This is a genomic window from Myxococcus sp. CA040A, assembly GCF_013336725.1.
GTDB lineage: Bacteria > Myxococcota > Myxococcia > Myxococcales > Myxococcaceae > Myxococcus > Myxococcus llanfairpwllgwyngyllgogerychwyrndrobwllllantysiliogogogochensis.
Genome location: NZ_JABUMR010000003.1, coordinates 1 through 13,440 on the forward strand (window position 1 = coordinate 1; position 13,440 = coordinate 13,440).

13 protein-coding genes are annotated in these 13,440 nt (G+C 69.4%); 9 read left to right on the forward strand and 4 right to left on the reverse strand.

The window, feature by feature from the left end:
* A partial coding sequence (locus HUA75_RS46630) for a R3H domain-containing nucleic acid-binding protein (protein ID WP_254627542.1) occupies positions 1-1,829 on the forward strand: 1,829 nt, incomplete at its 5' end.
* 31 nt (positions 1,830-1,860) lie between these two features.
* Here the strand turns inward: HUA75_RS46630 and HUA75_RS12295 are convergent.
* Positions 1,861-3,948, reverse strand: a complete 2,088-nt coding sequence (locus tag HUA75_RS12295; protein WP_217446061.1) for a M3 family metallopeptidase — start codon at positions 3,946-3,948, stop codon at positions 1,861-1,863.
* A gap of 184 nt (positions 3,949-4,132) precedes the next feature.
* Between HUA75_RS12295 and HUA75_RS12300 the strand changes: the two genes are divergently transcribed.
* The 4 genes from HUA75_RS12300 to HUA75_RS12315 all read left to right on the forward strand — a co-directional run bounded on the left by HUA75_RS12300 (position 4,133) and on the right by HUA75_RS12315 (position 6,950).
* Positions 4,133-4,942 carry a CheR family methyltransferase gene (locus HUA75_RS12300; protein WP_174486518.1) on the forward strand — a complete coding sequence of 270 codons (810 nt, stop codon included), beginning with the start codon at positions 4,133-4,135 and terminating at the stop codon, positions 4,940-4,942.
* Between the two features lie 157 nt (positions 4,943-5,099).
* Positions 5,100-5,993 (forward strand): hypothetical protein, encoded by an 894-nt coding sequence (locus HUA75_RS12305; protein WP_174486519.1) that lies wholly within the window; start codon positions 5,100-5,102, stop codon positions 5,991-5,993.
* A 3-nt stretch (positions 5,994-5,996) separates the two neighbouring features.
* On the forward strand, positions 5,997-6,377 hold the full coding sequence (locus tag HUA75_RS12310; RefSeq protein ID WP_141646162.1) for a hypothetical protein: 381 nt from the start codon (positions 5,997-5,999) through the stop codon (positions 6,375-6,377).
* A 12-nt stretch (positions 6,378-6,389) separates the two neighbouring features.
* Positions 6,390-6,950: a hypothetical protein gene (locus HUA75_RS12315; RefSeq protein WP_174486520.1), complete on the forward strand. Its 561-nt coding sequence runs from the start codon at positions 6,390-6,392 to the stop codon at positions 6,948-6,950.
* 10 nt (positions 6,951-6,960) lie between these two features.
* Here the strand turns inward: HUA75_RS12315 and HUA75_RS12320 are convergent, their stop codons facing one another.
* The gene (locus tag HUA75_RS12320; RefSeq protein ID WP_174487006.1) at positions 6,961-7,467 is read right to left on the reverse strand and encodes a GNAT family N-acetyltransferase; all 507 of its coding nucleotides are present in this window, start codon (positions 7,465-7,467) and stop codon (positions 6,961-6,963) included.
* Positions 7,468-7,577: 110 nt separating this feature from the next.
* On the opposite strand from HUA75_RS12320, the gene HUA75_RS12325 reads away from it, so the two are divergent.
* The 4 genes from HUA75_RS12325 to HUA75_RS12340 all read left to right on the forward strand — a co-directional run bounded on the left by HUA75_RS12325 (position 7,578) and on the right by HUA75_RS12340 (position 12,357).
* Positions 7,578-8,765, forward strand: coding sequence for a trypsin-like serine protease (locus tag HUA75_RS12325; protein WP_254627543.1), 1,188 nt, complete (start codon positions 7,578-7,580; stop codon positions 8,763-8,765).
* 75 nt (positions 8,766-8,840) lie between these two features.
* Complete coding sequence (locus HUA75_RS12330) at positions 8,841-9,974, forward strand: DNA gyrase subunit B (protein WP_254627544.1); 1,134 nt, start codon at positions 8,841-8,843, stop codon at positions 9,972-9,974.
* 945 nt (positions 9,975-10,919) lie between these two features.
* Positions 10,920-11,444 (forward strand): hypothetical protein, encoded by a 525-nt coding sequence (locus tag HUA75_RS12335; RefSeq protein ID WP_254627545.1) that lies wholly within the window; start codon positions 10,920-10,922, stop codon positions 11,442-11,444.
* Positions 11,445-11,676: 232 nt separating this feature from the next.
* Entirely contained in the window at positions 11,677-12,357 is a 681-nt protein-coding gene (locus tag HUA75_RS12340) for a DUF1361 domain-containing protein (RefSeq protein ID WP_254627546.1), read from the forward strand.
* Between the two features lie 87 nt (positions 12,358-12,444).
* Here HUA75_RS12340 and HUA75_RS12345 read toward each other — a convergent pair whose 3' ends face one another.
* Both HUA75_RS12345 and HUA75_RS12350 read right to left on the reverse strand, forming a co-directional pair.
* On the reverse strand, positions 12,445-12,747 hold the full coding sequence (locus HUA75_RS12345) for a hypothetical protein (RefSeq protein ID WP_141646167.1): 303 nt from the start codon (positions 12,745-12,747) through the stop codon (positions 12,445-12,447).
* Between the two features lie 199 nt (positions 12,748-12,946).
* A complete protein-coding gene (locus HUA75_RS12350) occupies positions 12,947-13,408 on the reverse strand; it encodes a hypothetical protein (protein ID WP_371745788.1) in 462 nt (153 codons plus the stop codon).
* Between the last annotated feature and the right edge of the window lie 32 nt (positions 13,409-13,440).

The following is a 13,440-nucleotide window of genomic DNA, read 5'->3' on the forward strand; positions in this document are numbered from 1 at the left end:
GGGTGGGGCGGGCGGTCTACGGCACCATCGACATGTTGAAGGACCTCATCGGCTCGGGGCGCAACCTGTTGCTCCTGGGGCGGCCCGGGGTGGGGAAGACGACGAAGCTGCGCGAGGTGGCGCGCGTGCTCGCCGATGACCTGGGCAAGCGGGTGATGGTGGTGGACACGTCGAACGAGATTGGCGGGGACGGGGACGTGCCGCATCCGGGCATTGGTGGAGCGCGGCGGATGCAGGTGTCGCGGCCGGACCGGCAGCACGACGTGATGATCGAGGCGGTGGAGAACCACATGCCCGAGGCCATCATCGTGGATGAGATTGGGACCTCGGCGGAGGCGTCGGCGGCGAGGACCATCGCGGAGCGGGGCGTGCAGTTGGTGGCGACGGCGCATGGCAACACGCTGGAGAACCTGGTGCTGAACCCGACGCTGTCGGACCTCGTGGGCGGGGTGCACACGGTGACGCTGAGCGACGATGAGGCACGGCGTCGGCGCACGCAGAAGACGGTGAGCGAGCGCAAGGCGCCGCCCACGTTCGACATCGTGGTGGAGATGGTGAGCCGCGACGAGGTGCGCGTGCACGCGGACACCGCGGATGCGGTGGACCGGTTGCTGGCCGGCAAGGACGTGGGTGGCGAGCGGCGAAGGCAGGACGCGGTGACGGGGCGCGTGGAGGTGGAGCCGGCGAAGGCGTTGCCTCCGGTGGAGTTGGGGCGAGGCCCGATGGTGAGACGTCCGGTGGGGACGGGCTCGGGAGCGGAGCGGCCCGCGGCGCGTGCTGTACCGATGGGCGTCACGAGGCCTGCTGGTGAGGGAGGCGCGCTGCGCGCGTCGAGGATGGGGTTGCCCTCGGAGATGGGAGTCACGCAGCCCGCTGGCGAGGGAGGCGCGCTGCGCGGTCAGCCCTCGGAGACGGGCGTCACGCAGCCCGCTGGCGAGGGAGGCGCGCGCCGCGAGCCAAGGACAGGACGCATCTTGGAGACGGGCGTCACTCAGTCCGCTGGCACGGAGGAGAGTTCGCACGCGGATGACACACGCCGAAGCGAGCACCTGGTGGGTGAGGACGACGAAGCCTCGCTGGATGATGAGGAAGTGACGGGCGCTCATGCCGGGACGGAGCAATCCGTCGCGCCCCCCATGCCGCTCACGGAAGCGGATGCCGAGCGTCACACGCGAGCTGGCGTCACTGCGCTGGGCATCGGCTCGCCGGACTCTCGGAGCACGATGGGCGCCTCGATGCCTTCCGCGTCACGGCCCACGCGCTTCGCTCCGCGCCGTGCCGACGACTCCCCCGACGCATGGCCCGCCGAGGAGCCCAAGGGGCTCACACGCCTCTATCCGCACGGCGTGAATCGAGACCTGCTGCTCCGAGTGCTGCGCGAGCTGCCGGTGGAGGTCCGGTTGGTAAGCCGACTGGAGTCCGCGGACCTGGTGGTGACGCTGCGCTCACGCGCGAACGACCCGAGGATGCGACGGGTGGTGGCGAAGACGGGCGCGCGGGTGGAAGCGGTGAAGCGCGCCAGCTCGACGGAGTTGCGTCGGGCGCTGAAGGGCTTCTTCAACGTGCTGGAGGGCGTGGACGAGGAAGAAGTCCGAGACGCCATCGCGGAGGCCGAGCACGCGGTGAAGCGGGCCTTGGGCGAAGGCATCTCGGTGGCCTTGTCGCCGCGCCAGTCCCGGGTGCGCAAGCTCCAGCATCGCCTGGTGAGCCGCTATCCGCTGGAAGCGGTGAGCCACGGCAGCGAGCCCTCGCGGCACCTGGTCATCTACCCGCTGGGAGCGGAAGTCGAAGCCGCGCTCGCGAAGGAAGACCACGAGGGGAGCCCGTGACACACGGGCTCCCCAAGAACATCTCGTGTGGCTACTTCGCCGCGTCCACGTAGGCGCGGTACGCCTCGAAGCCGTAGTCGCGGCCGAGGAAGTCCTTCACCAGCTCCGCGGCGGGCTTGGAGCCACCGGGCTCCAGCACGGTGCGGCGGTACTTCATCGCCGTCTCACGGTCCAGGTACCCGTTCTTCTGGAACTCCGTCTCCAGGTCCTTCGCGATGACCGAGGACCACAGGTACGTGTAGTACGCCGCCGAGTACCCATCCAGATGCCCGAAGGCGAGCTCGAAGTGCGTCCCCGGACGGTGCTCGTGCTTGAACGGGCTGAGCTTCGTCTGCTGCTCCACCAGCGCCGTCGTCGTGTCGAAGCCCGGCTTGCGCGAGTAGTAATCCAGGCTCACCGCCGACAGGAACAACTGCCGCCGCGCCCACAGGCCCTTGCCGAACTCCTTCGACGCGTTCAGCTTCTCCACCATCTCCGCGGGAATCGCCGCCCCCGTCTGGTGGTGCTTCGCGAACTCCTTCAGCACCTGGGGATTGCCCGCCCACTGCTGGAGCAGCATCGACGGCGTCTCCACGAAGTCCCACTCCGTGCGGATGCCGGTGATGCCACTCCACTGCTGCTTGCCGGAGAACACCGCGTGCAGCAGGTGGCCGAACTCGTGGAAGAACGTCTCCACCTCGTCGTGCGTCATCAGCTCGCCTGGCCGCGCGAAGTTGCACACCAGGGTGCCCTCCGGCAGCCGCTTGCCGGCCTGACCCGACGCCAGGTCGAACTGCGCCGCGTGCTTGTACTTGTCGTCGCGCGGATGCATGTCCAGGTAGATGCGGCCCAGGAGCGTGCTCCCCTCGAGCACGTCATAGGCCTCCACCTCCGGGTGCCACACCTTCGCGTCGTCGGCGCGGCGGTACGTAATCCCCCAGATGCGCGAGGTGATGTCCATCACCCCGGCCTTCACCCGGCCATACTCCAGATAGGGCCGCACCTCTTGCGAGTCGAATCCGAAGCGCTCCGCGCGCAGCCGGTCCTCGTAGTAGTCCTGGTCCCACGGCTCGAGCGTCTTCGCGCTCGGGACGTCCTTCTTCTTGCGGGCCAAGAGGTCCGCGAACTCCTGCTTCGCGCGCGCCTGGGTGGCCGCCGCCAGCCGGTCGATGAAGTCCGACGCCGCCTGCTGCGTGCGCGTCATCTTCGTCTCGGTGGTGTACGCGGCCCAGCTCGGATAGCCCAGCAGCGTGGCCAGCTCGTAGCGCTTGGCGATGAGCTGCGACAGGACCTCCTGGTTGCCGGGGAACGCGCGCTGACGGTAGGTGCGCCACAGCTTCTCGCGCGCCTTGCCGTCCTTCGCGTACGTCATGAAGGGGAAGTAGTCCGGGTAGTTGGTGGTGATGACCACCTTGCCGTCCTTCCCCACCGGGTGCGTCTTCACGTAGTCCTCGGGCAGCCCGTTGAGCTCCTTCGGCGTGAGGGACACCTGGCGCACGCCCTCGGCGATGTTCTTGCCGAACTGCTGGCCCAGCTTGAGCAACTCCTCGTTCAGCGACTTCACCCTGGCGCGCGTGGCGTCGTCGCGGTCCACGCCGGCGCGACGGAAGTCCAGCAGCGTGCGCTCCATCCAGTACTTCGTCGGCCCGTCCGCCTGCGACAGGTCCACGGCGGACAGGGCGTCATAGACGCCGCGGTCCTGCGAAATATCCACGTTGGTGGTGTCCACGCGCTGCTCGCACTCGCGGGCGGAGTCGCGGAAGGCCGGCAGCGGGTGGACCTCGCGGGCGAGGCTGGAGCGGTTGGCCGCGGAGACGAGCGAACCCGTCGCCTCGTCATACGCCGCGAGCACCGCCTTGCCGTCCTTGCGCGCGTCCAGCTTCTTCAGCGCCGCGACCTGGCCCTGGGCCCGCTCGATGTCGGCGGTGCACGCGGCGCTGAACGCCTCCGCGGTGCCGGAGAGCACGTCGGCCGTGCGAGGCGGAGGGAGCGGCTGAGGGGCGGGCGCGGCCTCCTGAACGGGCGCGGCGGGCGCGGCGGCCTGCTCGGGAGGGGTGGTCGGCTCGGTGGCCGCGGTGCCATGCGTACAGCCGACCGCCGCCAGGGCCGCCGACAGGGTGAGCGCAGTGAGTCTCTTCAAGGGCAGATTCCTCCAGGTTCCAACGCAAACGCCGGAGCGTCATGCCACATCCCGGCCTGCTTCGCTCGCCCGTCCCCCGGCGTGCCTGACATTCTCCGGATGGGCTCGCCAGCGCGGGCAGGAGGCATACGGTGGTGGTGACGGTGACGGGGTTGGAGAGTGGACACATGAGCGGGAGCGCGCGGTGAAGGACGACGACTGCACGGAGCTGCTGCGGTGGGCCGCGCCCCGGCTGCGATTGCGGCTGGAGGGGTTCCACCGGGTGCGCGGGCAGGTCTGCAAGCGCCTGGGCCGAAGGCTCCATGCGCTGGGGCTCCCGCACCTCGCCGCGTATCGCGAACGGCTGGATTCGGACCCGGAGGAGTGGGCCGTGCTGGACGCGCTCTGTCGCGTCACCATCTCCCGCTTCTACCGCGACGCGCGCGTCTTCGATGCGCTGCGGGACGAGCTGCTCCCCGCGCTCCTCCAGTCGTCCCCCGTGTTGCGAGTCTGGAGCGCGGGCTGTGCCTCCGGCGAGGAGCCCTACACCGTGAGCATCCTCTTCCGGCTGGGACTCCTGCCGCGCTTTCCGCGGGCGCGGTTGGAGCTGGTCGCCACGGAGGCTGACGGAGCCCTGCTCGCCCGGGCCCGAAAGGGCTGCTATCCGCGCGGCACCTTGCGCGAGCTTCCGGCCGACTGGCGGACCGAAGCCTTTCCTGGCTCCGACACCGAGCCATGTCTCACCTCCGAGTACCGTGACGGTCTCATTTTCCTCCATGAAGACTTGCGAGCCCGCATGCAGGAGGGGCCGTTCCAGCTCGTGTTGTGTCGCAACGTCGCCTTCACGTACTTCGCGCCGTCGCTCCAGCGCGAGGTGCTCGCGGGGCTCGTGGCCCGGCTCGCGCCAGGAGGATTGCTCGTCATCGGCACCCGGGAGTCCCTCCCGGAAGGGGGTGTGGACCTGGAGCGCGTCGCGGGTGCGCTGCCAGTCTTCCGTGTGCCTGTCTCACGCTGAAGTCTGGGCCGGGTCCCTCTGCACCCGTGAGACATCCAGGTGTTTCACGCGGGGATGGATGAGCCGTGACGCACCCGGCCTTGAGTGAGCGAGGAGCGCCCGGTACCACCGCTTGTCTTTCGGGGCCAAGTCCCCTGGCCGGAGGGAATGCAACGGTATGCGCAAGGCGCTCTGTGCGGTCGCGACGTTGATGCTGTGGGCCTGTGGTGGTTCTGGCGGCGGTGAGACGGTTCAGTCTCGGCAGGAGGGGCTGACGCTGTCCTCGGAGACGGGCGACACGCGTGGCACCTTCGCTCGGGACGGAGGCGAGGTTGCCTTCTCCGCGCGAGAGGTGGAGCCCGGTGTCTACCGGCTGGAGGTGCGGCTGAGAGGAATGACGCTCGCGGGTCTGCTGGACCCGGCCAGTGGTGTGTCGACGATGGATGGCTTCGCGGACGAGGGCGCGGCGGACACGCAGTTGACGGACGCGGACCGCGAGCTGTTGTCGGCGTTCTACGACGCGCTGAGCGCCCAGCTGCCCACGGGTGACGCGGCGGCTCCGGAGGCGATGTATCTGCGGCGCGCGGTGGGCCTGTGGGCGCAGCATCCGTCCACCGTGGAGCTCCAGCGCACGGTGATGGGCGAGCAGGGCCGGGGCTACACCATGCTGTGCAGCTATGCGCGCTGCAATGGCAAGAACACCGGCAGCTGCGGCGGCGTCTACAACTGGTACTCGTATGCGAAGCACGACTGCAACAAGGGTGGCTTCAGCTACGCGGGCAACCAGCAGATCGCCCAGCTCGGTGACCACACGTCGTGCGGCGGGGATGAGTTCTACCTGAGCGGCAGCTCCTGGCTGTGCGGCGAGCCGGACCACTGGTCCCGCCCGAAGGTGATGGGCAACTGCTTCGGTCGCTGCGGCGGTGGCTGTGGTGGTGACACGCAGTACACGCTGGATGCGACGAACCACGACGGCTGCGTGCGCAACGGCCACGTCCTGGCGAGCGCCTGGTGTGATGACCAGTTCGTGTCCGCCACGGACGACGAGCTGTTCGCCTCCAACTGCTACTGAGACATGCGCATCCGTCGTGGCAGCAGGGGCGTGTGGGTGAGCGGGGCCGTGTGGGCCCTGCTCGCGTGTTCGTCCACGGCCTCGAAGACGGAGGCCGCGGAGGAGACGGTGCGGCGCTTCTTCGAGGCGCTTCCCTCGGAGGACTGCGCGGTGCTGGGGCCGCTGCTCGCCACCGGGGGAAGCATGCGTCCGTGTGAGGAGGCCGTGCGCGAGATGCACGAGCACGGCCTGTCGCTTGTCGGTATCGTCGAGTCCAAGCTGGACGGACGGGATTCGGACGCGGTGCTGGTGCGGGCGCGAATCGCGCGTGACGGCGAGGTGGGCAAGGAGCCGTGGTTGTTGCGCGTGGAGCGTCAGGCCGGCGGCTGGCGCGTGCGTTTCTGAAGAGGGCGAGCGATGAAGACTCGATACCGACTGATGCTGATGGCGGCAGTGGCGCTGGGCGTGGCCGTGTCGCTGGGCCTGCTGTGGCGCTCGTCCCCTTCCGAGGCTCCCGAGGTGATGGGGGAGGCTGCCTCCGCGCCGCCTCCGTCATCGCCCGCGCCGAGCCCCACCGTGGCGGCGGCAGTGCCTCGTCCCGAGTCCCCTCCGGAGTCCCAGGCGGCTCCGCGTGACGCCACCGTGGTGGCGCTGCGGCCCGGGGAGGTGGCGCCGGAGCCGGAGGTGGCGAATCCTCCGCCGCAGACGAATGACGAGCTTCAGCCGGAGCTGCCCCAGACGGCGCAGTGGAAGCTGGAGAAGACGACGCACATCACCGCGCTGCTGGGGCGTGATGTGGAGCGGCTGGAGCACGAGCGGGAGCTGGCGGAGGCTCGGGGAGACTCGGGGCGCGTTCACCAGCTCGAGACCCTGCTCAATCGTCACCATGGTCGACTGGTGGGACTGCGCGAGGAACTCCGCACGCTGACCGAAGCGGCGGCGGCGGAGGCCGCTCGGGAAGGACGCCCGGCTCCGTGAGGGCCGTTGCTCACTCCGTCGCGTTGAACGCGTCGTGGTAGGTCACCTGCGCGACGGGCCAATGGCCGGTGAAGGAGACCGCCTGGAAGTATTCGGCGGGCACGTCGGGCAGCACCAGGCCCGGTCGAGGCAGGAAGCCGAAGCGCTGGTAGAAGGCCGGGTCGCCGAGCAGCACGCAGCCCGATGCGCCGAGGGCGCGCAGTTCAGCCAGCGCGGACGTCATGAGCCGGGCGCCGATGCCCTGGCCGTGGCGCTCGGGCAGCACGGAGATAGGCCCCAGGCCGTACCAGCCCTCCTCTCCGGACGAGAGGCGAACGGGTGAAAGGGCGACATGACCGACGATGACACCATCGTCCTCAGCGACCAGGGACACGGACAGCATTCCGGCCCGTCGGAGCGCGTTGACGACGAACTGCTCGGTGTGGCTCGTGTGCGGGGCGTCCAGGAACGCGGCGGTGGTGAGGCGCTCGATGGTGGCGCTGTCGGCGGGAGTCTCGGGTCGAATCGACAAGGGCATCGGGGTTCCTCGGGGCCGGGCTTCGCCGGAGAGGGCACCGTGCACCGCCTGATGCTCGATTGCCACATCCACCGAGCCAACGCTGTCGAACGACGACATCGAGGCGTGCCATGACGTCTGGTTCCAGCATGACGCACCTCTCCTCGTGTCGTGGCCGTCCTCCTGCTCGCATGGTGTTGCTGGTGCTGGTGGGACTGGTCGCGTGTGCGCCCGTTTCGGAAGCGCCCGAGGTGCGAGATGTTCCTCCAGGCGAGGTGTCGCGTCGCATCGTCCAGGGCACGGACGCGCCCGACGATGTCGGCACCGTGGCGCTGGTTGCTCGCCGGACACGGTGCGGCGGAGAGTCACCGTTGCTGCTCTGCTCTGGAGTACTCATCGCGCCGGACGTGGTGCTGACAGCGGCGCACTGTCTGGACCTGTTCGGTGCGGAGGGGGCGCACGAGGTGTTCTTCGGGACGGTGTTGTCGCCGACGCCGGAGGTCTCGGGCCGCTTCATCCGTGTCTCTCGAGCGACCCTCCATCCGAGCTATGTTCCGAGCACCCACGCCTATGACGCGGCGCTGCTGCGACTGGCTGCTCCTGTCGATGTCGCGCCCGTGCCTCTTCCTGGTGTCGGTGTGTCCATGTCCGTGGGCACGCACGTGCGAGCCGTGGGGTATGGCGACACGAAGGACGCGAATGCGCCGTCGGGCCGTCGGCGCCAGGGCGCGCTCCAGGTGACGAGCGTGGAGCCTGCGGCCTTTCGAGCAGGTCCCGCACCGGGCATGAGCTGCGTGGGTGACAGCGGAGGCCCCGTGCTCGCGAGCGACGGAGTCCTCATCGGGCTCACCGTGAGCGGTGACGTGGCCTGTCGTGCCGAAGCCGTCAACGTGCGAGTGGATGCGTTGCTGGAGGACTTCATCCGCCCGTTTCTCGCGAGCGCTCCACCGGCGACGGAGCCCACGCTTCAGCCCGAGGCGCTGTGCCGTGAAGCCTGCGAGCGAGACGCCGAGTGCCCCTCTGGACTCACCTGTGTCGCGACGGAGGGAGCGCCAGGTCGATGCCTCCTGCCCGCGCTTCGAGAGGGCTCTTTCGGTGCGACCTGCACCGAGGACGCCATGTGCGGAGCAGGAGGGCTCTGCGCCCGGTTGGAGTCGGAGGGAGACGACGCCTGTCGTTGTTTCACACCCTGCACACCCCTGCCTCCCGACCCCGAGCCCGAGGCACCGGACGAGGCCTCCGGGGGAGGCTGTTCCAGTGCTCCAGGGCTCGTGATTTTCGGGGTGTTGGCGCTGGCGGGAGTCAAGCGGCGGCGTTGATTTCGGCCCTCGAAAATCGCGCTCCGCGGGCGATGGGCACCTGAGTCCTGGAACCGTGTCTGGTATTGTCCGCGCATGAATTTCGTTGGAGAGGAATTGCGTCAGGCCATCCGTCGGCGGCCGGGGATGTACATCGGCGACACGGCGACATACGGCCTGTCCCGGCTTGCTGAATCCCTCCTCTTGCTGGGAGTCATCGCGGGCAGGGAAGGGCGGGTGCGGGAGATTTCGCTGTCCCTGGGGGTGGATGGCTCCTGCGAGATTTCCTTCGATGGCTGGCCATGGCCCCTGGCTTCCGGCACGTCGCCCATCGCGGATGTCGGGCGGTGGCTCACGTTCGTGAACTTCGACATGAATGCGGTGAGGCCGCCCGGAATGCCCCGAGGCGTCATCTTTCCGGTGCCCCATGTGGACCTGGGACTCGTCAACGCGCTCGCCTCGTCGCTCGAGGTCGTCGCCTGGGTCGGGGGACAGCGCTGGCGTCAGTGTTTCAGGGAGGGGCTTCCCCAGGGCGAGCCGCACGCCATCGCACCCGGCGCGACACCATCCGCCTCGGACTCGGGCCTCCACATCACCTTCATGCCGGATGCCGCCATCTTCGACCAGCCCCACCGATTCGCAGTGGAGTGGTTGAGGGATCGGCTTTCGTCGTTCTCAGCCTTTCACGCGGGCCTCACCTGGCGCTTCCGCGACGCGGTGTCCGGGCTCGACGAGTGCTACCGGCGCGAGCGGGGACTCCCGGACTTGTGCGCCGAGTTCTCCGAGTCCTCGCGTCCCATCCATGCGCCCTGGAGCTTCGAGGGGCAGGCGGGCACGACACGGGTGCGGCTCGCGCTTCAGTGGGGCGAAGCCCCTGGCTCCGGGGTGAGGTCGTGGGCGAACGTGCGCGAGTGCACACGCGATGGCACGCACCATGACGGGCTCCTGCTGGGCTTGCGCAAGGCGCTGCGTGCCAGGATGAAGGCCCGTGGCCCGGAGCAGGAGGCGCTGTCCTTCACGGATGCCGCGCTGTTGGGACATCTCACGGCAGTGCTGGAGCTCGTCGTGCCTGACACCGTGTGGTACGGGCCCACGCAGGAGCAGCTGGCGAATCCGGAGGCGAAGGCCGACGTCGCTCAGCTCGTCTCGACCTGGGTCGAACAGTCGCTCGCGAGTCATCCGGACCTGGAGTCACGGGTGCTGGCGCTGTCGGGAGTGCCTCGGAGCTGAATCAGAGGCCCGGTCCACGGCGACGCCCGAGCCCGCACTGAAGCGGTGGGTCGTCCGTGGGATGAAATGACACGAAAGGGGAGGCTTGAGCGCGCCCGAGTGAACAAGCCGTTTGAGTCTGATTACGAATCAGGTGCCGCACCCGCGGCGTCACCCCCATAAACAAGTGGAGGTGGACGGACTCGAACCGTCATTGATGAGCGTGTAGGACCTTTTCGGACGGGCGCGCTCAGTTCATATCGACGGCGAGGCGTCGTTGTTCCTGACGGTTGTTCTTCCCTCGATTTGAAGCCTCGCCTCGGCGGTGGCGCACGACGCCCCGAAGGCGCGCCCCGTGCTCATGGCGCGGGTCGCGACCTCCGGAGCAGGGCGTGGCTCAAGCTACCCACAGGCGCCGGGCACACCGGCTCCGCCGCAGGTCTTGGGCGGGATGCAGGTGCGGGCGCACGACGAAATGGGAGGAGGGCATGTGCCGCAGAACGTGGTGCGTGTCTTGCCGCAGGAGTCGGCGCCGGTCACGTGTCCGCAGGACTTGATGTGGTGGGCGCAGAAGACCATGTCCGATTCCGCGGTGCAGGTGGGCTTGGAATTGGAGGAGGCGAAGGCGAAGGGGTCGCTCTTTGACGCGGGGGCCGTGGAGCCCGTCTTGAGTCCGCTGCAGGCCGACAGGAGAAGCAAGGACAGCAGGAGGGTGGTTTTCATGGACGACCTCGGGTGCTGGTTGCGTGTGGCGATGCGGATTCCGCATCCCAGGCTGCGAATTCCGCAGAGGGTTCATCCCCTGGCCTGGTTGCGTGAGAGCACGGGGTGGTGCTCCCATTCAGCGCTATGCAACGACACGGCCAGCCGACGCGGGAGTCCGTGGATGCGCGTCTGGTCTGTCCGACGTGCGCGCATGTCGTCCTGGTGGGCCCCGAGGAGCGCTGCGCGGAGTGTGGAGGCTCCTTGACGGAAGTCCTGCGCGCGGCCCGAGGAGTACCGCCGCCCTTGCCGCCGCGTGCGCTCACGAGGGCGCAGCGTCAGGCCGTGTGGCGTCCGGCGAGCAGCTCGCGGCACGCGCTGGGCACCTTCCTGCTCACGGTGGCCGTGTTGATGGTGCCGGTGGCGGTGGCCTACCTGCGGCCCCTGGGTGTGCTGGCCGCCATCCTCGGTGGGCTCGGGATGGTGCTGCGGCGCACGGCCTGGCCCCGAGCGCTCCGGCGCGAGCAGCGTCAGCGATTGCGCGCGCTGCGCTGGGGACTGCCCGCGGCGGCGGAGCTCACCCGCGTGGAGCGAGACTTCGTTCCGTCCGTGAAGGCGGGCAGCGTGGCGCGGCTCGCGTATGTCTTCACCGTGCATGGTGAGCTGCTGCACGGTGACATGCCGTCCCCGCACGCCCTGGATGTCCAGCGTCGCCCCGGGGAACGCATCTGGGTCGTCTATCTTCCCGAGGACCCTCGAGTGAGCGCGCTCTGGCCGCCCGGCCCTTGAGGGCCACGGAGCCCTCGAAGACCGGGCCCGCGCGTGGCCGTCCGCCGAGAAGGGAACCGAACCTCCGTGAACGGGGTCATCTGAACAGGGCGTTGGCCCACGCATTGCTCAAGGTCGACGGCAACGGGCTCCGCTGTCGGAGCTCCCTGGCAACATCCACTCCTGGCGCCGTCCCACCGTGGTCCCCGGGCCACGGAGTGCGGCCCCGTCACCGCACGCCATGTCCACTTCCATGTCCTTGCTGTCCGTGTCGCGTCGCCATGGCCTGCTGCCCGCGGTGCTGTGCACCGTCCTCGCGGCGTGCCTGCTGGCCATCCGCCTCGACTGGAGCGAGCGCGCCAGCTTCGCCTTCCTCGCGTGGAACCTGTTCCTCGCCTGGGCCCCCTACACCCTCGCGCTGGTCGCGCGGGTGCTCATGGTGCGGGGCCACGGACGCGGCTGGGTGCTGGCGCCGCTCGCCGCCGGCTGGCTCGCGCTGTTCCCCAACGCGCCCTACCTCCTCACCGACTTCATCCACCTGCACCAGCGGCCCGTCGTCCCGCTGTGGTTCGACGCGGCCCTGCTCGCCCTGTTCGCCGCCACCGGGTGGATGCTGGGCCTCTTGTCCCTGGAGATATGGAAGCAGTGGCTGGAGGAGCGCTGGGGCCGGTTTGGCGCCTGGGCCTTCGTCGGCGTCACCTCGCTGCTGTGCGGCTATGGCATCTACCTGGGCCGGGTGGAGCGGTGGAACAGCTGGCACGTGCTCACGGACCCCGGAAGCCTCTTCGCGTCCATCGGCGCCCACCTGCGCGAGCCCCTGGCCTTCCCGTACCTGACGGGCCTCACCGTCACCTTCTCCCTGCTGCTGCCCTTGTCCTACGTCGCCTTCGAGGCCTTCGTCACCCGCCTGCGCCGCCAGCGCGCCGTGAGCTGAAGTCCGCCCCTGAAACGACGACACCGCCCGCGCCCGGTGCTTCCGGACGGGGCGGTGTGGCCGTGGAAAGGGGCCCTGGCTGGGGTGTCAGCCGCCGTGCAGGCGCGCGCGATTGCGCGGCCCGCCCCGATGCTTGATGGCCATCTCGCTGGGCGCCTTCTTGCGCCCGTTCAGCGACGTGCGCCGCCGCTGCTGGCTCTTGGGCTCATGTGACTCCGCCGCGGGGCCGAGCGTCACTCGCGACAGGTTCTTCGTGCGGCGCAGCGCGGCCGCCTCATCCCGGGGGAGTGTCTTCCGCCCGTGGCTGGCCTGGACGTTGGGCTGTGCTTCGTCCGCCGAGGCCACCCGTCGCTTGTTCTTCATTCCCGCCATTTTGGTCCGAACCGCCATGATGCCCTCCTTCCCTGGTGAGGTAAGGACGGCGCCACGGCGTTTCCAACCCCCTCCAGGGACGGAAGCAGGGGCTGTGCTCCGTGCTTGGAAGCCGCCCAGCCGCTCCGTCGTCCCCCCGAGGGAGAGGGCCCGGCCACGGGGTCGACCCGGGGCCTGGAACCCGCTGCCCTCGGCGGAAGACTTCAAACCGCCTGCTTCACGTCGACGAGCGCTTGCCACGCCGGGGCGGGCGGGTGCTCGTCGTCGTCTCGGGCGGAAACAGCCAGCCCTCCTCGCCGTGCGAGACGCTGGTCGTCTGCGTGGACTCGCTGGCCTCGGTCTCCAGGTGCAGCCCCCGGCAGCCCCGGCACCAGGACTGGGGACGGCGCTCACCGCGCATGATGCGGTAGCCGAAGTCCTGCTCCGTGGGGCCCACGTGGTCGCAGCGCGGGCACTGCTTGAGCGACGTGACGCCAATCTCCTTGGCCTTCTCGCGGCCATGCGCCACCACCAGCGCCAGCGCCGCGGCGAAGCCCACCCGTTTCTCCGTGGCGACATGGAAGCTGCGGGCGCGCCTGCGCCCTCCACGGCCGAGCACGGGCTTGAGGTCCATCCCTCCGAGCAGGTTCCGCTGCTCGAGCACGCGCGTTGAAGAGCTGTTCTGGTTCGAGTGGCTCACCCCCCAACTCTTAGCTGGGGGGTCTGACACGG

Coding starts and splice junctions, on each gene's coding strand:
- HUA75_RS12305 (WP_174486519.1), top strand. CDS start 5,100: ATGCGCAAGGCGCTCTGTGCGGTCGCGACGTTGATGCTGTGGGCCTGT.
- HUA75_RS12310 (WP_141646162.1), top strand. CDS start 5,997: ATGCGCATCCGTCGTGGCAGCAGGGGCGTGTGGGTGAGCGGGGCCGTG.
- HUA75_RS12315 (WP_174486520.1), top strand. CDS start 6,390: ATGAAGACTCGATACCGACTGATGCTGATGGCGGCAGTGGCGCTGGGC.
- HUA75_RS12320 (WP_174487006.1), bottom strand. CDS start 7,467: ATGCCCTTGTCGATTCGACCCGAGACTCCCGCCGACAGCGCCACCATC.
- HUA75_RS12325 (WP_254627543.1), top strand. CDS start 7,578: ATGACGTCTGGTTCCAGCATGACGCACCTCTCCTCGTGTCGTGGCCGT.
- HUA75_RS12330 (WP_254627544.1), top strand. CDS start 8,841: ATGAATTTCGTTGGAGAGGAATTGCGTCAGGCCATCCGTCGGCGGCCG.
- HUA75_RS12340 (WP_254627546.1), top strand. CDS start 11,677: ATGTCCTTGCTGTCCGTGTCGCGTCGCCATGGCCTGCTGCCCGCGGTG.
- HUA75_RS12345 (WP_141646167.1), bottom strand. CDS start 12,747: ATGGCGGTTCGGACCAAAATGGCGGGAATGAAGAACAAGCGACGGGTG.